Raw genomic sequence first — 25294 nt, 5'->3', positions numbered from 1 at the left:
GAACTTCATGTTAGCACAAGTGAAGGCATTAGTAAAAAGCAGAGAGAAACGTGCGAGAGCCAGGCAGAGGGCAAAAGAACGGCTAAGGGCGCAGATTGATTATTATGATTTCAATCTGGTGGCTGTGGTGCTGCTTCTTACCTGCTTTGGCCTTGTAATATTATACAGCACCAGCGCCTATGTGGCGGAACTGAAATTCGGGGATGATATGGCCTATTTTGGAAAGCAGGCACTGATCAGTGTAGTCAGTATTCTGTTTGCACTGGTAATTTCCCGGCTGGATTACCACCTTTTGATGCCTCTGGCTTCCTTTATCTATCTGGCAGCGGCAGTACTGATGGTACTGGTAAAATCTCCTCTGGGAATTGTTGTAAACGGAGCCAGGAGGTGGCTGAAGATTGGCCCCATTCAGTTTCAGCCGTCGGAGGTAGCTAAGATTGCGGTGATTACGTTTATTCCTCTCTTGATTATCAAGATGGGGAAGCAGATTAAAACATGGAAGGCGTGCGTGATGCTGCTGTGTGCAGGAGGATTTTTGGGAGCGCTTGCTTATATTTTTACAGAAAACCTGAGCACAGGTATTATTATTGTTGGAATCACGGTTATCATGATATTTATAGCCCACCCCAGAACAAAACCTTTTATTATAGCCGGTGCGGGGGGAGCGGCCCTGATAGCCGGAGGGGTGGCAATCCTGGCAAAGACTCTGGAGACCAGCGAGAGCTTTCGTATTCGAAGAGTACTTGTATGGCTGGAGCCGGAGAAGTATATCAGCGACGGAGGATACCAGATTATGCAGGCGCTGTATGCCATAGGATCCGGCGGCTTTTTTGGGAAAGGCCTGGGAAACAGCGCGCAGAAACTTGGAGCCGTGCCGGAGGCACAGAACGATATGATATTTTCCATTATCTGTGAGGAACTTGGGGTATTTGGAGGAGCTGTAGTGCTGATACTGTTTGCGTACCTGCTGTACCGGCTGATGTTTATTGCTCAGAATGCCCCGGATTTGTACGGTTCACTGCTTGTCTGCGGCATTTTCGGCCATATAGCCCTCCAGGTTATACTGAATATCTGCGTGGTAATTAATCTGATTCCTACTACGGGAATTACGCTTCCCTTTATCAGCTATGGAGGTACGTCCATTCTATTCCTGATGTCAGAGATCGGAATTGCCCTCAGTGTATCCCGGCGGATAAAGTTTCAGAAGCAGGAAGAATAGAAAATTATAGTTGACAAAACGGGCAATAGCAGATATACTTTGAATGTCAAAGTATTCGGGCCGGAGGAAGATTCCTCTGGGTGAGCATACAGCTTTCGCTGTATGGTAAAGTTTAATTAAAGGAGATTATGATATGTTAGAAAAGATGAGAGAAATCATTGCTGAACAGTTAAATTGCGAAGAAGGCAACATTACTCCGGAGACGTCCTTCAAGGATGATTTGGGAGCAGATTCTTTGGATTTATTCGAATTAGTGATGGCTCTTGAAGATGAATACTCTGTAGAGATTCCTGCTGAGGAACTGCAGGAGCTGACAACTGTGGGCGCTGTAATGGAGTATTTAAAAAATAAAGGTGTGGAGGCATAAAGCCCACACCTTTCTCTATAAGAAATACATGTGAATCCGGCAAGCCGGATTTTTTTACTAAATAGGAAACTCTGTTCCCTATGTAATAAAAAACCCTCCGGGGGATCACACTGCGGCGGAAAGGAAGATGCTGTCTGCGACAGCCCGCTGCAGGCCGAGATTGCGCTTTCGCGCAATCTTTCTTGTGAACATATAGTTTGATATACAAAATATTTTATGCACAAAGGAGTTTTCAGAGATGAAGAAAATTGCATTTGTTTTTCCGGGACAGGGAGCCCAGTATGCAGGGATGGGACAGGATTTCTATGAGAAGATGCCTGTATGTAAGGCGGTGTTCGACTGCTCCAGCCAGGTAACGGGACTGGATCTTCCGGAACTTTGTTTTACGGAAAATAGTCGTCTGAATATTACAGAATACACACAGATTGCTATGCTGACGGTATCAGCAGCCATATTAAAGGCGGTGGAGGAAACCGGACTCTCATCCTGTGTGAACGCCGGGCTGAGTCTGGGAGAATACGGAGCCCTCGTGGCGTCCAAAGCTCTGTCGTTAGAGGATGCATTCGCCCTTGTGAGAAAGAGGGGAATCTTTATGCAGGAGGCAGTTCCCTTTGGAGGAGCTATGGCTGCTGTCATGGGGCTGGACGGAGATGCGATTGCAGGGATCTGTGATGCTGTCCCGGGGACAGTTTCTGTAGCTAATTATAATTGTCCGGGACAGATTGTAATAACCGGACAGGAGACGGCCGTGGAGGCTGCCAAAGTAAAACTAAAAGAGGCGGGAGCCAGAAGAATTGTCCCCCTCAAGGTCTCCGGGCCTTTCCACTCTCGGCTGCTGGACGGTGCGGGCGAAAAACTCCGGGAGGAATTAAAAAAGGCAGAGATACATCCCATTGAAACTCCCTATGTAACGAATGTCACGGCAGAATACATCGAGGACAGCGGCTGTGTAAAGGAGCTTCTCGTCCGGCAGGTGTCTTCCCCCGTAAAGTGGCAGCAAAGCGTGGAGACGATGATATCCGGGGGTGTTGATACCTTTGTGGAGATTGGACCAGGAAAAACTCTCAGCGGGTTTATCAGAAAAATCAGCCGGGATGTGACAGTAATGAATATACAGAACACAGAAGACTTTCAGAAGGTAATGGAACACCTGGCTTAGGCCTGTGAGAAAGGAATTGGATATGAAAAAAAGCATAGCTTTAGTGACAGGAGCGTCCAGGGGCATCGGAAAAGCCATCGCCCTTACGCTTGCAAAAGAAGGCATATTTGTAGTGGTAAATTATAACGGATCCCGGGAACGGGCAGAAGAAGCAGTGAGAGAAATAAAGGAGGCAGGAGGTGACGGGACTGTATGGCAGTGCAGTGTAGCTGATTATGGCGCCTGTCAGGAGATGATCGCAGGGATTGTAAAAGCTTATGGCTCCCTGGATATACTGGTGAACAATGCAGGAATCACCAGAGACAATCTGGCAATGAAGATGAGAGAAGAAGAGTTTGACGAGGTCATCGCAACGAATCTGAAAGGAACCTTCAACACCATTCGGCACACAGCGCGTCAGATGCTGAAGCAGCGCGGGGGAAAAATTATTAATATTTCTTCTGTCTCTGGAGTTATGGGCAATGCGGGTCAGGTAAATTATTCCGCGTCTAAGGCTGGGGTGATCGGACTTACAAAATCAATGGCCAGAGAACTGGCAAGCAGGGGGATAACCGTGAATGCGGTAGCTCCCGGGTTTATTGCCACAGAGATGACAGAAGTCTTAAGTGAAGACGTGAAGAAATATGCGGAAAGCCAGATTCCTCTGGGACACTTTGGGAGTCCTGAGGATGTTGCCCGGATGGTGGCATTTCTGGCTTCTGAGAATGCAGACTATATTACCGGCCAGGTCATCTGTGTGGATGGCGGCATGAGCATGTAGGAGGGACAAAATGAAGAGAGTAGTAGTGACAGGAATGGGAGCCATTACCCCTCTGGGGCTGAATGTAGAAGAGTTTTGGGCAGGAGTGAAGGCAGGGAAGACTGGGTTTGGAGAGATTACAAAGTTTGACGCATCTGAATACAAAGCCCATCTGGCGGCAGAAGTGAAAGGCTTTGTGGGCAAGGAATACATGGATTTTAAGGCGGCAAAGAGAATGGAACTGTTCTGCCAGTATGCAGTGGCGGCTGCAAAGGAAGCAATTGAACAGTCTGGATATTGTCTTGGGGAGGAAGATCCCTACCGGGTTGGATGTGCTGTAGGCTCAGGGATCGGAAGCCTCCAGGCTATGGAACGTGAACACACAAAACTTCTGGAAAAAGGGCCGAACCGCGTGAATCCGCTTCTGGTTCCCCTGATGATCTCCAATATGGCAGCAGGAAATGTCTCCATTCAGTTTGGACTGAAGGGGAAAAGTATCAACGTGGTAACTGCCTGTGCAACAGGAACCAACAGCATCGGAGAAGCATACCGGACGATTCAGCTGGGAGAGGCTGATATCATGGTAGCCGGGGGCACAGAGGCATCGGTGACTCCCATCGGCATCGGCGGATTCGCGGCGCTGACAGCGCTGTCCACATCCACTGATCCGGGACGCTGCTCTATCCCCTTTGACAAAGAAAGAGATGGCTTCGTTATGGGGGAAGGGGCAGGTGTCGTAGTTCTGGAGGAGCTGGAGCATGCAAAGGCCAGAGGCGCCGGGATTCTGGCGGAGGTGGCCGGCTATGGAACGACCAGTGATGCCTACCATATCACGTCTCCGGCAGAAGATGGGGAAGGCGCGGCCAGGGCCATGGAGCATGCTATAAGGGAAGCAGGAATCACTCCTGAGGATGTGCCGTATATTAATGCCCACGGCACGAGTACCCATCACAACGACTTGTTTGAGACAAGGGCGATTAAAAAACTGTTCCAGGAACACGCCAAAAATTTGAAAGTGAACTCTACCAAATCCATGATTGGACACCTTCTGGGGGCTGCCGGAGCAGTGGAATTTATCACCTGTGTAAAATCCATACAGGACAGCTATGTCCATGAAACCGTGGGGTACCGGGTGCAGGATGAAGAATGTGACCTTGATTATGTGACAGGGCACGGAATTGAGATGGATGTTCCTTATGCCCTTACCAATTCCCTGGGGTTTGGCGGACACAACGCCAGTCTGCTGGTGAAAAAGTACACAGAGTAGGAGGGGATGAGAATGGAATTTGATAAGATTATTACCTTAATTCGCACAGTTAGTGACTCTTCACTGACACATTTTCAAATGGAAGATAAGGATTTGAAACTATCCATGAAAACGAATAAGCAGCCGAAGTTTGCTGCCGGACAGGTCGTTCTGGATCCTGTGCCAACGGCACAGAGCGGGTCTGAATTTTCTGTAAAGATAGAGGAAGAGGGACAGGAGATCCTCGCAGGAAAAGTTGTAAAGGCTCCTCTGGTGGGTACTTTTTATAATTCAGCCTCTCCGGAAGCAGGTCCTTTTGTCCATGTGGGCGACACCGTAAAAAAAGGCCAGGTTCTTGGAATTGTAGAGGCTATGAAACTGATGAATGAAATTGAATCAGAATATGACGGGGTGGTAGAGCAGGTCTTAGCAGAAAATGAGCAGGTAGTAGAATACGGACAGCCGCTGTTCGTCATTAGATAGGAGGAGATGTGAATGGAACTGGGTACCAAAGAAATTATGGAGATTATTCCTCACAGACAGCCATTTTTACTGATAGATACCGTACAGGAACTGGAGCCCGGAGTGAGGGCAAAAGGGACAAAATGTGTCAGCTTTAATGAGCCTTATTTTGCCGGACATTTTCCGGGACAGCCGGTAATGCCTGGTGTCCTGGAGATTGAAGCACTGGCTCAGCTGGGGGCAGTGGCTATCTTAAGCAAACCTGAGTGCAGGGGAAAAACTGCTTTCTTTGCGTCTATTAAGTCAGCTAAGTTCAAAGAAAAAGTGCTGCCGGGGGATGTACTGACACTGGAGATAGAGATTATAAAGCAAAAAGGGCCCATCGGGGTAGGGGCTGCGAAGGCCACCAACCAAAAGGGGAAGATTACAGCGGTTGCAGAGCTGACATTTGCAATCAGTTAGGAGTTTGTATGTTTCAGAAAATATTAATTGCCAACCGGGGAGAGATTGCCGTACGGATTATCAGAGCCTGCAGAGAACTGGGAATACAAACGGTGGCGGTCTATTCAGAGGCTGACAGGGATGCCCTGCATACACAGCTGGCAGATGAGGCCGTATGCATTGGTCCGGCCCAGGCCTCAGAGAGTTATCTGAACATGGAAAGAATCCTGAGCGCTACCATTGCTACCAAGGCAGAAGCTATTCATCCGGGATTTGGCTTTTTATCGGAGAACAGTAAGTTTGTAGAAATGTGCGAAAAATGCAGCGTGGCATTTATCGGTCCCTCTGCAGCCCTGATTAACAAAATGGGTAATAAATCTGAGGCCAGGAGAACCATGATAGAGGCAGGTGTACCGGTGGTGCCGGGGACCAGAGAGCCTGTATATACCCTGGAGGAAGCCCTGAAAGCTGCAAAGCAGATTGGCTTCCCTGTCATGATCAAAGCTTCCTCCGGAGGGGGAGGCAAAGGAATGCGCATTGCAGAATCAGAGGAAGAGTTCCCGGATAATTTTAATACGGCCCAGAGGGAATCTGTCAATGCATTTGGAGACGATACCATGTACCTGGAGCGGTATGTGGGAAGGCCAAGACATATAGAGGTACAGATTATCGCAGACAAATATGGGAATGTGGTGCAGCTGGGAGAAAGAGACTGTTCCGTTCAGAGACGGCATCAGAAGCTGATTGAGGAGTCTCCATCCAGTGCAATCACCCCGGGCCAGAGAGAAGAGATAGGCAGAACCGCTGTCCTGGCTGCCAGAGCAGTCGGGTATGAGAATGCAGGTACCATAGAATTTCTTTTGGACAGAACAGGTGAATACTTTTTTATGGAAATGAATACCAGAATCCAGGTAGAGCATCCGGTGACAGAGTTTGTCTCAGGGGTTGATCTTATAAAAGAACAGATTTCCATCGCTGCAGGCCTGCCCTTAAGTGTCAGGCAGGAGGACATATCTCTTCGGGGGCATGCCATAGAGTGCAGGATCAATGCGGAGGATCCGGCCAGAAATTTTATGCCCTGTCCGGGTACCATAGAAAACCTGCATGTGCCCGGGGGCAATGGGGTTCGGATTGACACTGCCGTGTATACGGGATATACGATCCCTCCGAATTACGACTCCATGATCATGAAGGTAATTGTATATGACAAAGACAGAGAGTCTGCCATTGCCAAGATGCGCAGCACTCTGGGGGAGGTTATCATAGAAGGGCTCAGCACGAATCTTGACTTTCAGTATGATATCCTGAACCAGGAAGATTTTATAACAGGGAATGTGACGACTCATTTTATCCAGGAGCATTACGAGTAAGGAGTGTAAAAAATGGCCCGTTTAAAAGAATTATTCAAAAAAAGTAATTATATTACACTGTCGGGAACCAGAGAGGTACCTTCTTCCCCCTCTGTTCCGGAAGGACTCTGGATGAAGTGTCCCAAATGCAAAGAGGTAATATATAAGGAAGATGTGGTGAAAAACCACTATGTGTGCCCAAAATGTCAGGGATATTTCCGTATGAAGGCAAAGACCAGAATTAAGATGATTGCAGATAAAGGTTCTTTTGAGGAATGGTTTGCCGGAATGCCGGTGTCGAATCCCTTAGATTATCCTGAATATGAGGAGAAGATTGCGCAGGTGCAGGAAAAGACCCATCTGGATGAGGCGGTACGAATCGGAAAAGCCAAGATCGAAGGGGAATCTGTGGTGATCGGTGTCTGTGACGCAAGATTCCTAATGGGAAGCATGGGATATGTGGTGGGAGAGAAGATCACAAGCTCCATCGAGCGGGCAACAGAGGAAAAGCTTCCTGTAATTCTTTACTGCTGCTCCGGAGGCGCAAGAATGCAGGAGGGAATGGTATCTCTTATGCAGATGGCGAAGACTTCGGCTGCAATCAAGCGGCACAGCCTGGCAGGACTGCTCTACCTTCCTGTTCTTACAGATCCCACCACTGGGGGAGTAACGGCCAGCTTTGCCATGCTGGGGGACATTATTTTGGCAGAACCCGGAGCGCTCATCGGATTTGCCGGTCCCAGAGTGATACAGCAGACCATTGGACAGAAACTGCCGGAGGGATTTCAGAGGGCAGAATTTCTGGTAGAGCATGGAATCATTGACGGTATTGTGACCAGAGAGAAGCAGAAAAGTACCCTTCTGGGTCTGGTGCGTCTGCATAAGAGAAACAGGTCTTATACACAGTTCTGCCAGATTCCTCTTTCTGAAATACAGGAAAAAAGTTTGGATAAGAGGCAGGGAAAGCACAGAGACGGGGGAAAAGAGATTGGGGCCTGGGAGAGGGTGCAGATCGCAAGAGACGCCGGGAGGCCTTCCAGTTTGGATTATATCCATGCAGTCTTTGATGAATTCCTGGAGCTTCACGGAGACCGGGCATTTCGGGATGACGGAGCCATCGTGGGCGGTCTGGGGCTTCTGGATGGCCAGCCGGTCACTGTCCTGGGAGTGCAGAAGGGAAAAAACACAAAGGATAATATACGCTGTAATTTCGGTATGCCCTCCCCGGAGGGATATCGGAAAGCGCTGCGTCTGATGAAGCAGGCAGAGAAATTTAACCGTCCGGTTATCAATTTTATAGATACACCGGGAGCATTCTGCGGAATCGAAGCAGAAGAGAGGGGACAGGGGGAAGCGATAGCCAGAAATCTTATGGAAATGTCAGATTTAAAAGTCCCTGTTCTGAGTATTGTGATTGGAGAGGGAGGAAGCGGAGGGGCGCTGGCCCTTGCTGTGGCAAATGAAGTCTGGATGATGGAAAATGCTACGTATTCCATTTTGTCACCGGAAGGATTTGCCTCTATCCTCTGGAAAGACAGCAAGATGGCGCCGGAGGCCTCAGAGGTTATGAAGATAACAGCCTCGGACCTTTACAAGCTGCAGATCATTGAGCGTATTATTCCGGAACCAGTCCCCGCCGGTCTTGACAATCTGGGAGAAATCGCAGAGGAACTGAAAAAAGAGATGAAATCCTTCCTTTGCCGGATGGAACAGAAAAATCCCGAGGAGATAGCCGCACTGCGCTATGAAAGGTTTAGGAGGATGTAAATGGACAGAAAACCCTTAAAAATAGGAGAACTTACGGCACGTATTCCCGTGATTCAGGGAGGAATGGGCGTCGGTGTCAGCCTGGGAGGCCTGGCAGGAAGCGTGGCTGCAGCCGGTGGTGTAGGCGTAATATCTACAGCACAGATCGGCTGGAGGGAGGAAGATTTCAAAAAAAATCCTCTGGAAGCAAATTTCCGGGCTGTAAAAAAAGAAATTGCAAAAGCAAGAGAGTTGGCACAGGGCGGGATTATCGGAGTAAATATAATGGTAGCCACCCAGCACTATCAGGACTATGTAAAAACGGCAGTATCCGCAGGAATTGATCTGATTATCTCAGGAGCCGGCCTGCCCATTGATCTCCCAAAGATGGTGGAGAATTCAAAGACAAAGATAGCCCCTATTGTATCATCCCTGAAATCACTGCATGTGATCTGCAAGATGTGGGACAGAAAATATCACAGGGCCCCGGATCTGGTTGTCATAGAAGGGCCGAAAGCCGGAGGACATCTGGGATTCACAAAGGAAGAGCTCTCGGATACGGACGCCCTGGACTATGATTCTGTCATCCGCTCTATCATCCTCCAGACCAGAGAATATGAAGAGAAGTTCGGCAAAGAGATACCTGTAGTGGTTGCCGGAGGTATCTTTGACCGAGAGGATATGGATCATGCGCTCAGCCTTGGAGCGGACGGAGTACAGATGGGTACCAGATTCGTTACCACCTATGAGTGTGATGCCAGTCCGGCATATAAGCAGGCTTATATCAAGGCAGAAAAAGAAGACATCTGTATCGTCCAGAGCCCTGTGGGCATGCCGGGAAGAGCCATAAAAAATGAGTTTATGGAACGGGTGAAGGCGAAGAGACAGCCGATTCCGTATTGCTATCACTGTATCACTACCTGCAAACCAAAAGAAATACCTTACTGTATCACGGACGCTCTGGTGCAGGCGGTAGAGGGGAATGTGGATCATGGATTGCTGTTCTGCGGAGCCAATGCTTACCGCTGCAGAAAGCTGGAATATGTCAAAGATATTTTCCAGGAACTGGCTTAACTGATGCTTGAAAAAAAACAGCACTTAAGGTATAATATGTCTGCAATGGGGTACTGGTTCATACCATGTACCCTTTTTTGAGGAAAAAGTTAACAGCAATAAAAAGAGGGGCGATAGAATGAATTTGGATAGTATTCGGAAGGTTTTGGATGAAAGTAGAAATGTAGTGTGTCTGGAAGGTATCACCATCTGTGAGGACTGCGGCTGTATGAATTACCGAAGTGACAGCAGTGCCTACGCAATCGAAGAAAAGTACGGTTATTCCCCGGATGAAATGTTCAGCTCTGTGTTTTATACTACCCGTACCAAGCAGTTTTTTGATTTCTATCGCAATGAAATACTGGCCAGCCCGGGAACGCCGGGGGAGGGACTTAAGACGCTGGCCCGCATGGAAGAGGACGGCAAGCTGAATGCAATTGTTACCAGAGAGATATTTTCCCTGGCAAAGAGGGCAGGATGTAAAAATGTCATCGAATTTCACGGGAATATATACAGCAATAAATGTCCACACTGCGGTCAGGTTTTTCCCTTTGAGTATATGCTGAAAAGCAGAGATATCCCCATGTGCCATAAATGCAATGTACCGGTAAGACCTCAGGTAAGGCTGGTGGGTGAGATGGTAGATAATTATCTGATTTCCAGAGCAGCAGATGAGATCCGCAAGGCAGATACCCTGCTGGTTATCGGTTCTACCCTTCATTCCTATCTGTGTCAGACCTGTTTGAAGTACTTTATGGGAGAAAAACTGATTTTGATAAACAGGGAACCCCATTTCAGCGATGCCAATGCTGATTTCGTCTATCATGGCAGTCCGGACGAGATCCTGCCGAAGATCTATCATTAACTATAAAAGAACCAGGAGAATCATGATGAGTACAGTAAAAACAAGATTTGCCCCAAGCCCTACAGGGAGAATGCACGTAGGAAATTTAAGGACGGCTTTATATGCCTATCTGATTGCAAAACACGAGAACGGAAGCTTTATGCTGAGAATCGAGGACACGGATCAGGAACGCTTTGTGGAAGGTGCTCTTGAGATTATCTACCATACCCTGGAAGAAACCGGTCTGCTCCATGATGAAGGACCGGATAAAGACGGGGGAGTGGGTCCTTACGTCCAGAGTGAGAGAAATGCTCTGGGAATTTATAAAAAATATGCAGAGCAGCTGATTGCGCAGGGGGATGCCTATTACTGCTTCTGCGATAAAGAACGCCTGGAATCCCTTCGGACGAATGTGGCAGGCAAAGAGATTGCCATGTATGACAAGCACTGTCTCTCTCTCACAAAAGAGGAGATAGAAGAAAAGCTGAAGGCGGGAGTTCCCTACGTTATCCGTTTCAATATGCCCTCCGAAGGCACTACAACCTTCCGGGATGATATCTACGGGGAAATTACAGTGCCCAACGAGGAGCTGGATGATCTGATTCTGATCAAATCCGACGGATATCCCACCTATAATTTCGCAAATGTAGTGGATGATCACCTGATGGGAATCACCCATGTGGTAAGAGGTAATGAATATCTCTCCTCTGCCCCCAAATACAACAGAATCTACGAAGCCTTCGGATGGGAGATCCCCACCTATGTGCACTGCCCTCTGATTACCAACGAGGAGCATAAAAAGCTGAGCAAACGGTCCGGACACTCATCCTATGAGGATCTCATCGATCAGGGATTTGTGACAGAAGCTATTGTCAACTACGTTGCACTTCTGGGATGGAGCCCGGAGGAGAACCGGGAGATTTATTCCCTGGAGGAACTGGTGAAGGTCTTCGACTATCATCATATGAGCAAATCACCGGCTGTGTTTGACATTGTCAAACTGAAATGGATGAACGGGGAATATATCAAAGCCATGGATTTTGATCAGTTTTATGAGAGAGCGCTTCCTTTTATTCAGAACACTCTGAGCCGGAAGGTAAATCTAAAAAAAGTAGCTGAGATGGTGAAAACAAGAATAGAGGTATTCCCTGAAATTCCGGAATTAATCGATTTTGTGGAAGATGTTCTGGAATATGACACAGAGATGTACCGCCATAAAAAAATGAAGACAACTCCGGAATCCTCTCTTAGTCTGCTGCAGGAGGTACTCCCTGTGCTGGAGGCACAAAATGATTACAGCAATGATGCACTCTATGAGCTCCTGTGCGGATTTGCAAAGGAAAAAGGATACAAAAATGGCTATGTACTGTGGCCCGTCCGCACTGCCCTCTCCGGAAAACAGATGACACCCGCCGGGGCGACAGAGATTCTGGAACTGCTGGGCAAAGAGGAATCTATCCGCAGGATTCAGGCTGCAATTGTAAAATTAGGTGCTTAATGGAATATAACGAATCACAAAAAACTGCAATTATGCATTATAAAGGTCCCTTTCTGTGTCTGGCGGGACCCGGTTCCGGGAAGACTACTGTCTTAACCCGCCGGGTTCTCCAGCTGATTGGGGAATATCAGGTGTCTCCTTCCTCTATCCTGGTAGTGACGTTTACAAAAGCCGCTGCCAGAGAGATGAAGGAGCGCTTTTTGCGTTTATCCCAAACTGCCTCCACACAGGTTACCTTCGGAACCTTTCACGGTGTGTTTTATGGGATCCTACGCCATGCCTACGGGCTGAGTGCCCGGAATATTATTGGCGAAGACCAAAAATATTCCATTTTAAGAGAACTGATACGCAGCAGCCGGCTGGAAGTCGAGGATGAAAAAGAGCTTATTACAGATATTATCGGCGAGATCAGCACGGTAAAGACAGGAAGGATTGCCCTGGAACACTACTATTCCGCGGCCTGTCCCGAAGAGTCGTTCCGTGATATCTACAGGGGTTACCAGGAAAGATGCAGGAGTGCCAGACTCCTGGATTTCGACGATATGCTGGTGTGGTGCTATGAACTGCTCACGCAGAGGGAGGACATAAGGAAAGCCTGGCAGAATAAGTTTAAGTATATCCTGGTAGACGAATTTCAGGATATTAATAAGCTGCAGTATGAGATAATAAAGATTCTGGCCCTGCCTCAAAACCATCTCTTTATAGTGGGAGATGATGATCAGTCCATCTATGGCTTCCGGGGAGCCAAACCTCAAATTATGCTTCAGTTTCCGGAAGAGTATCCGGATGCGGGGAGGGTAACTTTGGCCTGCAATTACCGCTCTACCAAGAGAATTCTGGAAGCTAGCCAGAATGTTATCCATCACAATCAGGAGCGTTTTCCCAAGGAGATAAAAACCATAAATGAGCTTGGGGATCCTATCGAAGTCAGGGGATTCGAAACAGAAATCCTGGAAAACCGCTGGGTGAGGGACCGGATACTGAAAGCAAAAGAGGCGCAAGAGCCCCTGGAAGAAATCGCCGTTCTGTTTCGGACCAACCTGGGGGCAAGATATCTGGTGGAAATGCTCATGGAGTACCAGCTTCCTTTTCATATGAGAGATCTGCTGCCCAATCTCTATGAGCACTGGATTACCAGGGATCTGCTGGCATATATCCAGATTGCCCTGGGTGACAGAAGCAGGAAAAATTTTTATCAGATTATGAACCGGCCCAACCGCTATCTGTCCCGGGATTCGGTGGACTCCGGCGAATTTTCTTTTGAAGGGCTGCGCTGGTATTATGAGGATAAGGAATGGATGTGCGACAGGATTGACCGGCTGGAGGAGGATCTCAGGATCCTAAAGGGCATGACTCCCTATGGTGCGGTCAATTATATCCGGAAGGGGATAGGATATGAGGCTTATCTGAAAGAATATGCAGTGTACCGCAGGATAAAAGCAGAAGATCTGCTGGAAACCCTGAGAGAGATACATGAGAGTACCAAGGGATACCGAAGTTTTGCTGCATGGTTTGCCCACATGGAAGAGTTCTCCGAAAAGCTGAAAGAGCAGGCAAAACACCAGTCGGAACAAAAAGAGGGTGTTACCATTTCCACTCTGCACAGCATCAAAGGGCTGGAGTATGATGAGGTATATATACTGGATGTAAACGAAGGGGTGATGCCCTATCACAAAGCGGTGCTGGAAGAGGAGATAGAAGAAGAACGGCGGCTTTTTTATGTGGGTATGACGAGAGCCAGGAAGCGGCTTCACCTGTGCTATTCCGACGAAAAACAGGAGATGTCTCGTTTCCTGGAAGAGATGAAAGTCAGAAATACTAATTTCTCCTTCTAAAAACAGATTGTCCTCATATATTGTTTTAAAGAGGTGAGGAACATTAAGAAGGAACCCATTATTCAATTATTTCCTCTGTCAGTCAGGGGAATTCTGTCCAAAGCCCGGATGGATATGGACAATGTCTATGAGATACGTCTTCGGGTCAATGCTCCTTTGATTGTAGTTTACCAGGGTACAGAATATTTCCTGACCCGGGAGGGGCAGTTTACACATAGGAGAGAAAACGCATATCTGGTCAGCGCCCAGGAAGTGAAAGAGACTATGGGATACGTAAGCAGTTATTCCCTGTATGCCTTTGAGGATGAAGTCCGCCAGGGATTTATCACTATTCAGGGCGGCCACCGTGTGGGAATCGCAGGCAAGGCTGTCATGGAGGGGGACAAGGTGAAAAGCGTGAAGTATATATCTTATGTAAATCTGCGCCTGTCCCATCAGATAAAAGGCTGTGCCACATCGATTATGCCCTACCTGATACAGGAAGATACCATTTATCACACCCTTCTTATATCTCCGCCCAGATGCGGAAAGACTACTATGCTTCGGGACATTATCCGCCAGATCTCTGACGGATGGGATAAATTTCCCGGGATCACTGTGGGGGTGGTGGATGAGCGATCCGAAATCGGAGGATCCTACCTGGGCATTGCCCAGAATGACCTGGGGATTCGGACGGATATTCTGGACTGCTGTCCGAAAGCCGAGGGTATGATGATGCTGATCCGGTCTATGTCGCCCTCAGTAGTGGCGGTAGACGAGCTGGGGGATTATGAGGACATTCACGCCATCGAATCTGTAATCCACTGCGGCTGCAGACTGCTGGCCACAGTTCACGGAAGCACCATAGAGGATATTAAGAGGAAGCCTCTTATGCAGCGTCTGATGAATGAACGCATCTTTGACAGGTATGTGATTCTGAAAAAAGAGAAACAGGCGGGAACTGTACATGCAATCTATGATGCCAGAGGCAGCTGCCTCTATCAGGGGAGTGGTACATCATGATCAAAGTGATAGGAATCTGTCTCGTGATAGGTGCATCTTCCGGCATCGGATATCTGATGAGCCTGTCTCTGACAAAGAGATACCAGCAGCTGAAAACTATCAGGAGACTGCTTCTCTTTTTAAAAGGGGAAATCTCCTATGGCAAATCTACATTGCCGGAGGCTCTGGACCAGATCGGTCAGAAGCTTCCGGAACCTTTCCATTTATTTCTTACAGAAGTGGCCCGCAAGGCCTGCCAATACGACGGGCGGACTTTTCAGGAGCTTTTCGCAGAAGGTGTGGATGAACATCTGTCATCCAGCAGCCTTACCCCAAAAGATAAAGAAAGTCTAAAACAGATTGGCCAGTATCTGGGATACCTGGATATTGCCATGCAGATAAGCACGCTGGAATTGTACCAGCAGGAGCTGGAACTGGAATTGAAAGAAATCGAGGCTACCATTCCGGCAAAAAAGAGAATCTATCAGAGCCTGGGTGTGATGGGCGGACTGTTTCTGGCCATTGCACTGGCATAAATCTGTACAAAGGGGGAGGGGAAGTTGGAAGTAAGTCTCTTATTTAAAATAGCGGCAGTGGGAATCCTGGTATCCGTATTATGTATGGTATTGAAGCACAGCCAGAGAGAGGAACAGGCATTCTTAACCAGCCTTGCGGGATTAATCCTGGTTTTATTCTGGGTACTTCCCTATATCTATGATTTATTTCAAACCATAAAAGATTTATTCTCCCTGTAAACGGGAAAAGAGGTGGTGGAACACATGGAGATGATAAAAGTAGCTATTCTCGGGATGGCTGGGATTCTACTGGGCATTTTCCTGAAGGGGGTAAAGCCGGAGTATTCTATTTATATCAGCCTGGGAGTCAGCCTGTGTATTTTTACATATGCCATAGGGAAGCTGGAATATCTCTTTGATTCCGTAAACCAGCTTCAGGAATACCTGCCGATCAGCACGTCCTACCTGACCACGCTGCTGAAAATGATAGGAATCACTTATATCGGCCAGTTTACATCCGGAATCTGCAAGGATGCCGGGTATGGTTCTATCGGCAATCAGATAGAGGTATTCAGTAAATTATACATTATGGTCATCAGTATGCCTGTACTTCTGGCTGTTATGGAGACCATTCACGGGTTTCTGTCATGAAAGGCCATGCCCCCTTTCGCATCGGTCTGGCCGCCGCTGTGCTTTTTATACTGATTCTGGGAAATATCCAGTCTGTCAGTGCATCGGATCAGGAAGAAGAAATTATTGAAGCAGTACCTCCTTCAGAGTCGGAAAAGACCCGGGAGGAGATTCAGATGCAGGAAACCATGGAGGACAAGGGCAGAGAGATCGAAGACAGTATGATGGAAGATATGGACCTGAATCAGGTGCAGGAAGCTATCACAGAACTTCTTGGAGAGAACAGCTTCGATCTGGGAACGGCCATGGAGCGGCTGATGAACGGGGAACAGATTTTTACCAAAGAGAATTTCAGAGAAGTCATACAGCAGGTGCTCCTTACCTCCTTTTCCGTGGAGAAGGAGACGATGGTTCATGTACTTTTGCTGGTCTTGCTTGCAGCTCTCTTTACTAATTTTTCCAACGTTTTTGAGAATGGTCAGATTGGGGAGATTAGTTTTTACATGATTTATATGCTTCTTCTTGCCGTGCTGATCCATTCCTTCGGCACGCTAAGCAGCCAGGTACATGATACACTGACAGGGCTTACCACCTTCATGAAGGCTCTGGCACCCGCGTATTTTCTGGCCATCACTGTATCTACCGGTGCAGGGACAGCCATGATGTTTTATGAAATGGTGCTGATTTTAATCTATCTGGTACAGGTTCTGCTTCTCACCGTGATCCTTCCCGGCATCAATGTGTTTGTGCTTCTTGAACTGGTAAATTATCTGCACAGTGAAGATTTTCTCTCAAAGATGGCAGAATTGATGAAGACATTAATTGAGTGGACACTTAGAACTTGCCTGGCAGTGGTGGTGGGACTTCAGGTGGTGCAGAATATGGTCACCCCTGCACTGGATTCCCTGAAGCGAACCTTTCTGGGGAAGACTGCCAGCGCCATTCCAGGGATTGGAAATGCGGTGGATGCGGTGACTGAGGTAGTACTGGGCACTTCCGTGCTGGTGCGCAATTGCCTTGGTGTAGTGGCAATTATAGTTTTGGTGATTCTGGGCCTCTCCCCTCTGATTAAAATGGGGTTTACCACGATTCTGTATAAATTTCTGGCAGCTCTCACCCAGCCTATATCGGACAAGCGGATGGTGGGCTGCCTTAGTACTATCGGGGAAGGATGTGCCCTGCTGTTAAGGGTGCTTCTTACCGTTGAGGTGTTGTTCATGATCACAATTGCTATACTGGCCACATCATTTTTTCAGACATAATTACGGAATACGGCGCATATTTTCCAACAGGGGAGGGACAAGAAATGACCCAGCAAATCTACAAATGGATGGAAAATCTGGCGTATTTTTTTATCTTTCTGTCTGCGGTGCTGAACTTTATGCCGGATAACAGCTACCGGAAATATGTACAGTACTTTATGGGGATTTTGCTGATGTTGTTATTACTGTCCCCTATTCTTCAATTCCTGAATATAGATGAACGGATAGAGACTTCTTTTTATGACTATCTTCAGGAGGAGGAATCCCGTCAGCTGCAGCAGTGGGAGGATTACGCGCAGGAACTGGAAGAGAAATACAATGTAAAAATGTATCAGGAGGAGGGGATGACACAATAAACGGACTGCCTAAGAATTTAAAAAAGGAACAGCTGGTAGTAGTGCTTCTGGTGGGAATACTGCTGCTGATCATTGCATTGCCCACAAAAGAGAAGGAAAAGGACAGCACCAGTGAGACGTCTCTTCCGGATACAGAAAAATCAGACACCCGGGAACTTACAGGGAGGCAGATGGAGACAGAGCTGGAACAGGCTCTTTCCAATGTGGAGGGAATCGGAAAGGTACAGGTAGTGCTTACCTTTGAAGATACGGGAGAAAAAGTGGTGGAGAAAGATTCAGATGCCACGGTATATGCGAAAGATTCCAAGGGAAATCAAACCCCCTATGTTTCCACAGAGATACTGCCCCGAATCAAAGGTGTGCTGGTGATTGCCCAGGGAGGTGATAATGCAGTGGTAAATCAAAATATTCGGGAGGCAGTTATGGCATTATTTCAGGTGGAAGCCCATAAAATTAAAGTAATGAAAATGAAATAGAGGAGAATCCAAGTGAAGAAAATTTTTAAGAAAAATCAGGTAATTATTACTGCCCTGGCAATCATGATAGCAGTGGCCGGATACATCAATTATTCGGACAGTCATCTGGGGATGGGCAAATCGCTTAAGAAAGCAAGCTCCGAAGATGTTAAAAATTCATCCGATGAGGATTCTAAAACCACAGCAGATATGGACAGTGTACTTCAGGATATTGACAGTCTGGACACAGATCTTACCGATGAGACAGCCCTGCTGGAAGAAAACAGTCAGGATACAGCAGATGCCAGTACGACAGATGCTAATGTAGAGACTCCGGGGGAGGCAGTACTTACAGGTGCTTCCACCTTTGTAGCACAGGCCAAGATCAGCAGGGAGCAGGTCCGATCCGCCAACAAAGAAACTCTGCTGGAGATTATCAACAATGCCAATATTTCTGACGAGCAGAAACAGGAAGCAGTGGCATCCATGGTGCAGATGACAGATTTGGCAGAGCAGGAAGAGGCGGCAGAGCTGCTTCTGGAAGCAAAAGGCTTTGAAAATGTGGTGGTGAATCTTACCAGTGACTCTGCGGACGTCATAGTACCCGATTCTGAGCTGGATGATGCCAAGAGGGCTCAAATCGAAGATATTGTTAAGAGGAAAACCAGTGTAGCTCCTGAAAATATCGTAATTACTCCCATGAGTCAGGCACAGTCATCAGACGACGGAACAGAGGGGGAAGAGTAATTTTAAAATCCCTTGACACCGTTTCCCGGGTATACTAAAATATTCAGAGCGTGTAAAATCACGGTAACTTTGGAAAAATAAGAAAATTACAGTTCGCACAGGAGGATGCTATCGTGCCTGATTATACAAATGAAATAAAAAAGAGACGTACATTTGCAATCATTTCTCATCCGGATGCCGGCAAAACCACCCTTACGGAAAAATTTCTTCTCTACGGGGGAGCGATCAACCTGGCAGGGTCAGTAAAAGGAAAAGCAACAGCCCGCCATGCGGTGTCTGACTGGATGGAGATTGAAAAAGAGAGAGGTATCTCTGTCACGTCTTCTGTACTGCAGTTTAACTACGACGGTTATTGCATTAACATACTGGATACCCCGGGACATCAGGATTTCTCGGAGGACACATATCGAACCTTAATGGCTGCAGATTCTGCAGTCATGGTTATTGACGGTTCCAAAGGCGTTGAAGCTCAGACCAGAAAGCTTTTTAAAGTCTGTGTCATGAGACATATCCCTATTTTTACATTTATTAACAAGATGGACAGAGATGCCAACGATACCTTTGACTTGCTGGATGAAATCGAAAAAGAGCTGGGAATTGCCACCTGTCCCATTAACTGGCCCATTGGTTCCGGAAAGGAATTCAAGGGTGTCTATGACAGAAACAGCAAAAGTGTGCTGACCTTTTCCGATACTATGAAAGGTACAAAAGAGGGTGTTGAAAGTGAAATCCCCATCGGGGACCCTAAGTTCGACGAGGCCGTGGGGGAAGAGGCCAAGGAGCTCTTAATGGAAGAAATCGAGCTGCTGGACGGCGCCAGTGCGGAGTTTGATTTGGAAAAAGTGAGCAAAGGTGAACTTTCCCCTGTGTTTTTCGGGTCGGCGCTGACGAACTTTGGCGTGGAGACCTTTTTAAAGCATTTTCTTCAGATGACCTCATCTCCCCTTCCCAGAAAGGCTGATGTGGGAATCATTGATCCGATGAAGGAAGACTTTTCAGCCTTTGTATTCAAGATTCAGGCTAATATGAACAAAGCCCACAGGGACAGAATTGCCTTTATGCGTATCTGTTCCGGCAAGTTTGATGCAGGGATGGAGGTATACCATGTACAGGGGGAAAAGAAGATGCGCCTGTCTCAACCCCAGCAGATGATGGCCCAGGATCGACACATTGTAGACGAGGCATATGCGGGAGACATCATCGGCGTATTTGATCCTGGTATTTTTTCTATCGGAGATACCATCTGTATGTCAAATAAGAAGTTTGCCTATGAGGGAATTCCCACTTTTGCTCCGGAGCATTTTGCCAGAGTGCGCCAGTTAGATACTATGAAAAGAAAACAATTCATCAAGGGAATCAACCAGATTGCCCAGGAAGGTGCGATTCAGATCTTCCAGGAACTGAACACGGGAATGGAAGAGATTATTGTGGGAGTGGTAGGCGTCCTGCAGTTTGATGTGTTAAAATACCGCTTGGAAAATGAATATAAAGTAGATATTCGTCTGGAAAATCTTCCCTATGAACATATTCGCTGGATAGAGAACAAAGACGAGATCGATGTGAAAAAGATAACCGGGACTTCAGATATGAAGAAGGTTATGGATTTAAAAGGAAATCCGCTGCTTCTGTTTGTAAACAGCTGGAGCATCGGAATGACACTGGACAGAAACGATGGACTGCGGTTGGCAGAGTTTGGTAAGAATTAGAGGGGAAGGCACTGTGATACGGAATGTGGAGCGGTGCCTTTTTTGTAACTTAATTTAGCTCTGGGGAATTCATGCCGGGAGGTGAGATGGCAGGAGGACGGTGAGAGAAATCCCGCGGCAGCGGGCGGGCTGGGTTGGGCGGGAGGCTTAAGTTCCGGGGACACCTCCGTCGTGAAGAGAGTCTAAGACAAAACCGGAATCCCCCCCGGAGCACCGTTCGTATGTGCAAAGAATGCTTGATGTGCATTCTCTGCCCATGCTCACTTTTTTTCGGCCTGGACTGCCGAAAAAATCTCCGGCGTGAATCCCGGTTTTGCCTAAGACTCTCTACTCACTCCTGCGGAATCGTCCGCGGACCTTAAGCCTCCCGCCCAACCCAGCCCGCCCGCTGCCGCGGGATTTCTCTCACCTGAGTATGGGAAATTTCAGGATGAGGGAGATTTTTGACCGTCCATCTGCGTCTCTCTTGACCATCAGATCGTCTGCACCTCTCCACTCGCTGCCTATACACCGCGAGCTTCGCATTGACAGCTTTCCCTTTTCTTAGTACCATAGAGATAGAAAACTTAATATGGAGGAATTAAGATATGAAGAAGAAAGTATTGCTATGGATTGGGATCTTGGCGATGTGTACTTTTGCAGCTGGATGCGGCGGGAATGATAAGCAGGAAAAAACAGCCGCAACTGACACGGAGGCAACGGACGGGAAAAAGGAAGAATCCAAGGCAGAGGAGACAGCCAAGGAGGACACAAAGGCAGAAGAATCGGCAGAAAAGGCAGAAGAGCCTGAGAAGAAGACGGAAGAATCAGGAGAACCGGAAGAATCGGCGGTGCCCTATGTAAAGGGAACAGTGACAGACAATGTCTATGAAAGCAGCTGGCTGAATATGAAGATCACGCTGCCGGAAGACCTGTTATTCCTCACGGAGGAGGAAATACAGGAAGTGGCCGATACTGGCGAGGAGAATATGAACGAGGAAGGACAGGCAGCTGTGGCTGAGATGGAGGATACTTCTGTATATGAGCTAATTGCCAGAAATGCAACTCAGGATTTTACTGCTACACTTTTAACTGAGGACAGCCCTATGGCGAACATTACAGCCGACCAGTATCTTCAGGCAGTAAAGTCGGAGCTGCAGAGTTTTACCACAGATGAGATGGATTACACATTCTCCGATGAGATTGCCACTGTATCCATTGGGGGTCAGGACTATCAGCAGATGACAACCAGTGTTACCTATATGGATGTTAATATGCATCAGGATTACTGTACGAGAAAACAGGATAACAAAATTATCACCTGGATTCTGGTTTACACAGATGATAGTGCGGCTGCAAAAGATGCTTTTTTTGCTTCCATAGGGACGCTGCAATAAATAAATTTTTCCATACTCCTTTTATTTTCAGGTGAAATTTGTTATAATAACCACCAAGAGAATAGCCTTAGGAGGTTTTTGATTATGGCAGAAAAGAGAAATACTTATAAAATACATGATAACGGCAATCTGGGAGAAGTACAGATTGCAGATGAGGTGGTCGCAATTATCGCAGGCTTGGCTGCTACAGAGGTAGAGGGAGTTGCTTCCATGGCCGGGAATATCACGAATGAACTGGTGGGAAAACTGGGGATGAAGAATTTGTCCAAAGGTGTCAAGGTAGATGTCCTGGAAGATGTGGTATGTGTAGATCTGGCGCTGAATATAGATTACGGTTACAACATACTGGAAACAAGCAAGAAGGTTCAGGAGAGAGTGAAGACGGCCATCGAAAATATGACCGGACTGACAGTATCCGATGTAAATGTCCGCATTGCAAGTGTGGAGATGGAAAATAATAAGTAGACCTTTTACAATTGAGAAACATCCGGTTCACAGAAGAATCGTTCTGGCTGGTATCATTAAGGTGTCTCTGAAAAAGGCACCTTTTTCTCTTTGCAGAAGTGAAATTAAACGTGGAGGACGGAATGGGAAGAAGAGAACTTCGTGAAAATATATTTAAACTGCTTTTTGTAAGCGAATTCAATACACCGGAAGAGATGCCGGAGCAGATCAGTCTGTATTTTGAACAGCTGGGGGAACTCAGCCAGAAGGATCAGATGTATATGGAAGAGAAATATAAAAAGGTACGGAATGTACTGGATGAGATAGACAGCCTGATCAATGAGGCGGCAAAAGGATGGAAAACTTCCCGTATGGGAAAGGTAGACCTCACGATTCTGCGCCTGGCTGTCTACGAGATGAATTACGATCCCGATGTACCGGTAAAAGTAGCCATTAATGAGGCCATTGAGATAGGAAAGCGATTTGGCCAGGATGAATCCGCAGCCTTTATCAACGGAATTTTGGGAAATATCGCTAAGGAGAAGGAATGAGCAGTATTTATTCTGTAACCCAGGTCAATACTTATATTAAGAACATGTTTACCCAGGATTTTTTTCTGAATAAGATATATGTAAAGGGTGAAGTATCCAACTGTAAATACCATACCTCGGGTCACATTTATTTCTCTCTGAAGGATGAGAGCGGAACCATTGCCTGTGTCATGTTCGCCGGAAGCCGTAAGGGACTTGCTTTTTCCATGAAAAACGGTGATAAGGTCATTGTTGGCGGAAGTGTCAGCGTATACGAGAGGGACGGAAAATATCAGCTTTATGCCAAAGAGATTACCCTGGAGGGCGCCGGTCTTCTGTACGAACGGTATCTGGCACTGAAAAAAGAGCTGGAAGAGATGGGAATGTTTGCACAGGAATATAAACAGCCCATTCCCCGGTTTATAAAAACCCTGGGAGTGGTGACCGCGCCAACGGGGGCTGCTGTACAGGATATCCGCAATATATCATATAGAAGAAACCCGTTTCTGCAGATTATTCTCTACCCTGCCCTTGTCCAGGGAGAGGGCGCCAAAGAGAGCATTGTCAGAGGAATTGAAAAACTGGATGCCCTGGGTGTGGATGTTATTATTGTAGGACGAGGCGGAGGTTCCATTGAAGACCTCTGGGCTTTTAATGAGGAGGAAGTAGCCAGAGCTATTTTCAACTGCAGTACCCCCATCATATCGGCAGTGGGACATGAGACAGATACTACCATAGCTGATTATGCGGCGGATCTCAGAGCCCCCACACCATCTGCAGCAGCAGAATTGGCGGTAGACGATATGCGCGGGCTTATGGACCTTATGTATGAATATTCCAGACGTCTGACAAGGGGGATGGAGAACCGGGTGCTTTTAGAGAAAGGACGGCTGGAACAGTACAGGACAAAGCTTAGCTTTTTAAGCCCAGCCAGCCAGATTCGGGAAAAACGCCAGAGACTGATAGATCTCGAGGATAAGATGCGGGAAAGCATGAAGCGAAACATCCTTGATTCCCGCCAGGAGCTGAATATTTATATTGAGCGAATGAAAGGATTATCCCCGCTGAATAAGCTGAATCAGGGATTTTCCTATGTGGAAGATGATAATCATCATGCAGTAACCAGCGTTACTCAAGTGGAACCCGGTGAGCATCTGACAATACAGGTTACAGACGGTATGATTCATACCTCTGTGGAAAAAACGGAAACTGCAGACAGAGGAGTTGGAATAAATGGCAGATAAAAAGCAAAGCAGAACCATAGAAGAGGCAATGAAATCTCTGGATGCGATTGTGACGCAGCTGGAGAGCAGAGAAATTTCACTGGAAGATTCTTTTAAGGTCTACCAGGAGGGAATGGAGCTATTAAAATACTGCAACAGTAAGATAGATAAAGTAGAAAAGAAAATGCTTCAGATGGATGAAAATGGAGAACTCAGTGAATTTTAAAGAGGAATTACAGAAGAAGACAGAGCGTGCGGAGCGTATCATCCGCAGATATCTTCCCGCAGAGGAAGGATTTTCACAGAGAATGGCGGAGGCAGTAAACTACAGCATGACAGCTCCGGGCAAGCGGCTCAGGCCTATCATGATGGAGGAGGCATACCTCTTATTCCTTGGAAGAGACCGAATGGCAATAGAGCCTTTCATGGCTGCCCTGGAGATGATTCATACCCATTCGCTGATCCACGATGATCTTCCTGCTCTGGATAATGATGATTATCGGAGAGGAAAAAAGACAACCCATGTGGTATACGGAGAGGCTGCGGCTATTCTTGCCGGAGATGCACTGCTGAACTATGCCTATGAAACCGCTTTTCTGGCATTTCAGAGTAATACGGATCCTGCTGTGATAGGACAGGCTCTGGAGATCCTGGGAAGAAAAACCGGAATCCACGGAATGCTGGGAGGCCAGGGTGTGGATGTGGAAAACGACGGCATACCAATAAACAGGGAGATGCTGAATTATATCTATAGAAATAAAACATCGGCCTTGATCGAAGCTGCGCTGATGACTGGTGCAGTGCTTGCAGGTGCAGAGAAATATGAGCTTGAGGCCATGGAACGAATCGGAAGAAACATCGGACTGGCGTTTCAGATTCAGGACGATATTCTGGATGTCACAGGGGATGAGAAGGAGCTGGGAAAACCAGTTCACAGCGATGAGAAGAATCACAAGACAACCTGGGTAACTCTGCAGGGACTGAAAGATGCTCATAAAGAGGCAGAGAAGCTGACGCAGGAGGCAGTATGTGAGCTGTCGTCACTGACAGGAGATGGTGAATTCCTTATATCACTGATTTCTTCCCTGAGCGGCAGAAAAAAGTAGAGGTG

At 47.2% G+C, this 25294-nt stretch carries 28 protein-coding genes; all 28 read left to right on the top strand.

Annotated features, from left to right (window positions below; genetic code table 11):
• Positions 1–7 precede the first annotated feature (7 nt).
• The 28 genes from BUA56_RS06320 to BUA56_RS06185 all read left to right on the top strand — a co-directional run bounded on the left by BUA56_RS06320 (position 8) and on the right by BUA56_RS06185 (position 25289).
• Positions 8–1219, top strand: coding sequence for an FtsW/RodA/SpoVE family cell cycle protein (locus BUA56_RS06320; protein ID WP_072850041.1), 1212 nt, complete (start codon positions 8–10; stop codon positions 1217–1219).
• A 133-nt stretch (positions 1220–1352) separates the two neighbouring features.
• Positions 1353–1586, top strand: a complete 234-nt coding sequence (gene acpP / locus BUA56_RS06315) for an acyl carrier protein (protein WP_072850039.1) — start codon at positions 1353–1355, stop codon at positions 1584–1586.
• A gap of 238 nt (positions 1587–1824) precedes the next feature.
• Positions 1825–2745, top strand: a complete 921-nt coding sequence (gene fabD, locus BUA56_RS06310; RefSeq protein WP_072850037.1) for an ACP S-malonyltransferase — start codon at positions 1825–1827, stop codon at positions 2743–2745.
• A gap of 22 nt (positions 2746–2767) precedes the next feature.
• The gene (gene fabG, locus BUA56_RS06305) at positions 2768–3505 is read left to right on the top strand and encodes a 3-oxoacyl-[acyl-carrier-protein] reductase (protein ID WP_072850035.1); all 738 of its coding nucleotides are present in this window, start codon (positions 2768–2770) and stop codon (positions 3503–3505) included.
• 10 nt (positions 3506–3515) lie between these two features.
• Entirely contained in the window at positions 3516–4751 is a 1236-nt protein-coding gene (gene fabF / locus BUA56_RS06300; protein WP_072850033.1) for a beta-ketoacyl-ACP synthase II, read from the top strand.
• A gap of 12 nt (positions 4752–4763) precedes the next feature.
• Complete coding sequence (gene accB / locus BUA56_RS06295; RefSeq protein ID WP_072850031.1) at positions 4764–5213, top strand: acetyl-CoA carboxylase biotin carboxyl carrier protein; 450 nt, start codon at positions 4764–4766, stop codon at positions 5211–5213.
• A gap of 12 nt (positions 5214–5225) precedes the next feature.
• Positions 5226–5654, top strand: a complete 429-nt coding sequence (fabZ, locus tag BUA56_RS06290; protein WP_072850029.1) for a 3-hydroxyacyl-ACP dehydratase FabZ — start codon at positions 5226–5228, stop codon at positions 5652–5654.
• Between the two features lie 8 nt (positions 5655–5662).
• Complete coding sequence (locus tag BUA56_RS06285; protein WP_072850027.1) at positions 5663–7003, top strand: acetyl-CoA carboxylase biotin carboxylase subunit; 1341 nt, start codon at positions 5663–5665, stop codon at positions 7001–7003.
• A 12-nt stretch (positions 7004–7015) separates the two neighbouring features.
• Complete coding sequence (locus tag BUA56_RS06280; RefSeq protein WP_072850025.1) at positions 7016–8749, top strand: acetyl-CoA carboxylase carboxyltransferase subunit alpha; 1734 nt, start codon at positions 7016–7018, stop codon at positions 8747–8749.
• Complete coding sequence (locus BUA56_RS06275; RefSeq protein ID WP_072850023.1) at positions 8750–9802, top strand: NAD(P)H-dependent flavin oxidoreductase; 1053 nt, start codon at positions 8750–8752, stop codon at positions 9800–9802.
• Between the two features lie 118 nt (positions 9803–9920).
• On the top strand, positions 9921–10646 hold the full coding sequence (locus BUA56_RS06270) for an SIR2 family NAD-dependent protein deacylase (RefSeq protein WP_072850021.1): 726 nt from the start codon (positions 9921–9923) through the stop codon (positions 10644–10646).
• A gap of 25 nt (positions 10647–10671) precedes the next feature.
• The gene (gene gltX, locus BUA56_RS06265; RefSeq protein ID WP_072850019.1) at positions 10672–12123 is read left to right on the top strand and encodes a glutamate--tRNA ligase; all 1452 of its coding nucleotides are present in this window, start codon (positions 10672–10674) and stop codon (positions 12121–12123) included.
• Positions 12123–13958: an ATP-dependent helicase gene (locus BUA56_RS06260; RefSeq protein ID WP_072850017.1), complete on the top strand. Its 1836-nt coding sequence runs from the start codon at positions 12123–12125 to the stop codon at positions 13956–13958. Before gltX ends, BUA56_RS06260 begins: the two co-directional genes overlap by 1 nt.
• A gap of 33 nt (positions 13959–13991) precedes the next feature.
• Positions 13992–14960 (top strand): stage III sporulation protein AA, encoded by a 969-nt coding sequence (gene spoIIIAA, locus BUA56_RS06255; protein WP_341443393.1) that lies wholly within the window; start codon positions 13992–13994, stop codon positions 14958–14960.
• Entirely contained in the window at positions 14957–15475 is a 519-nt protein-coding gene (locus BUA56_RS06250) for a stage III sporulation protein AB (protein WP_072850015.1), read from the top strand. The genes spoIIIAA and BUA56_RS06250 overlap by 4 nt, the downstream gene beginning before the upstream one ends.
• Positions 15476–15499: 24 nt before the next feature.
• Positions 15500–15694 carry a stage III sporulation protein AC gene (spoIIIAC, locus tag BUA56_RS06245; protein WP_072850013.1) on the top strand — a complete coding sequence of 65 codons (195 nt, stop codon included), beginning with the start codon at positions 15500–15502 and terminating at the stop codon, positions 15692–15694.
• 24 nt (positions 15695–15718) lie between these two features.
• Positions 15719–16105 (top strand): SpoIIIAC/SpoIIIAD family protein, encoded by a 387-nt coding sequence (locus tag BUA56_RS06240; protein WP_072850011.1) that lies wholly within the window; start codon positions 15719–15721, stop codon positions 16103–16105.
• Positions 16102–17346 (top strand): stage III sporulation protein AE, encoded by a 1245-nt coding sequence (locus BUA56_RS06235; protein WP_084067703.1) that lies wholly within the window; start codon positions 16102–16104, stop codon positions 17344–17346. Before BUA56_RS06240 ends, BUA56_RS06235 begins: the two co-directional genes overlap by 4 nt.
• A 44-nt stretch (positions 17347–17390) precedes the next feature.
• Positions 17391–17702, top strand: a complete 312-nt coding sequence (locus BUA56_RS06230) for a stage III sporulation protein AF (protein ID WP_072850008.1) — start codon at positions 17391–17393, stop codon at positions 17700–17702.
• Complete coding sequence (locus tag BUA56_RS06225) at positions 17627–18178, top strand: stage III sporulation protein AG (RefSeq protein WP_341443391.1); 552 nt, start codon at positions 17627–17629, stop codon at positions 18176–18178. Before BUA56_RS06230 ends, BUA56_RS06225 begins: the two co-directional genes overlap by 76 nt.
• A gap of 12 nt (positions 18179–18190) precedes the next feature.
• Entirely contained in the window at positions 18191–18904 is a 714-nt protein-coding gene (locus BUA56_RS06220; protein ID WP_072850006.1) for a SpoIIIAH-like family protein, read from the top strand.
• Between the two features lie 113 nt (positions 18905–19017).
• Positions 19018–20610: a peptide chain release factor 3 gene (locus BUA56_RS06215; RefSeq protein ID WP_072850004.1), complete on the top strand. Its 1593-nt coding sequence runs from the start codon at positions 19018–19020 to the stop codon at positions 20608–20610.
• Between the two features lie 587 nt (positions 20611–21197).
• Complete coding sequence (locus BUA56_RS06210) at positions 21198–21986, top strand: hypothetical protein (protein WP_072850002.1); 789 nt, start codon at positions 21198–21200, stop codon at positions 21984–21986.
• An 84-nt stretch (positions 21987–22070) separates the two neighbouring features.
• Complete coding sequence (locus BUA56_RS06205; RefSeq protein ID WP_072850000.1) at positions 22071–22451, top strand: Asp23/Gls24 family envelope stress response protein; 381 nt, start codon at positions 22071–22073, stop codon at positions 22449–22451.
• A gap of 122 nt (positions 22452–22573) precedes the next feature.
• The gene (gene nusB, locus BUA56_RS06200) at positions 22574–22981 is read left to right on the top strand and encodes a transcription antitermination factor NusB (protein WP_072849998.1); all 408 of its coding nucleotides are present in this window, start codon (positions 22574–22576) and stop codon (positions 22979–22981) included.
• On the top strand, positions 22978–24204 hold the full coding sequence (xseA, locus tag BUA56_RS06195) for an exodeoxyribonuclease VII large subunit (RefSeq protein WP_072849995.1): 1227 nt from the start codon (positions 22978–22980) through the stop codon (positions 24202–24204). The genes nusB and xseA overlap by 4 nt, the downstream gene beginning before the upstream one ends.
• Positions 24194–24409, top strand: a complete 216-nt coding sequence (xseB, locus tag BUA56_RS06190; protein ID WP_072849993.1) for an exodeoxyribonuclease VII small subunit — start codon at positions 24194–24196, stop codon at positions 24407–24409. The genes xseA and xseB overlap by 11 nt, the downstream gene beginning before the upstream one ends.
• Positions 24399–25289 carry a polyprenyl synthetase family protein gene (locus BUA56_RS06185; RefSeq protein WP_072849991.1) on the top strand — a complete coding sequence of 297 codons (891 nt, stop codon included), beginning with the start codon at positions 24399–24401 and terminating at the stop codon, positions 25287–25289. The genes xseB and BUA56_RS06185 overlap by 11 nt, the downstream gene beginning before the upstream one ends.
• Positions 25290–25294 lie beyond the last annotated feature (5 nt).

The organism is Lactonifactor longoviformis DSM 17459, assembly GCF_900129135.1.
GTDB classification, from domain to species: Bacteria; Bacillota; Clostridia; order Lachnospirales; family Lachnospiraceae; genus Lactonifactor; species Lactonifactor longoviformis.
This window is presented reverse-complemented; position numbering and strand designations above follow the sequence as displayed.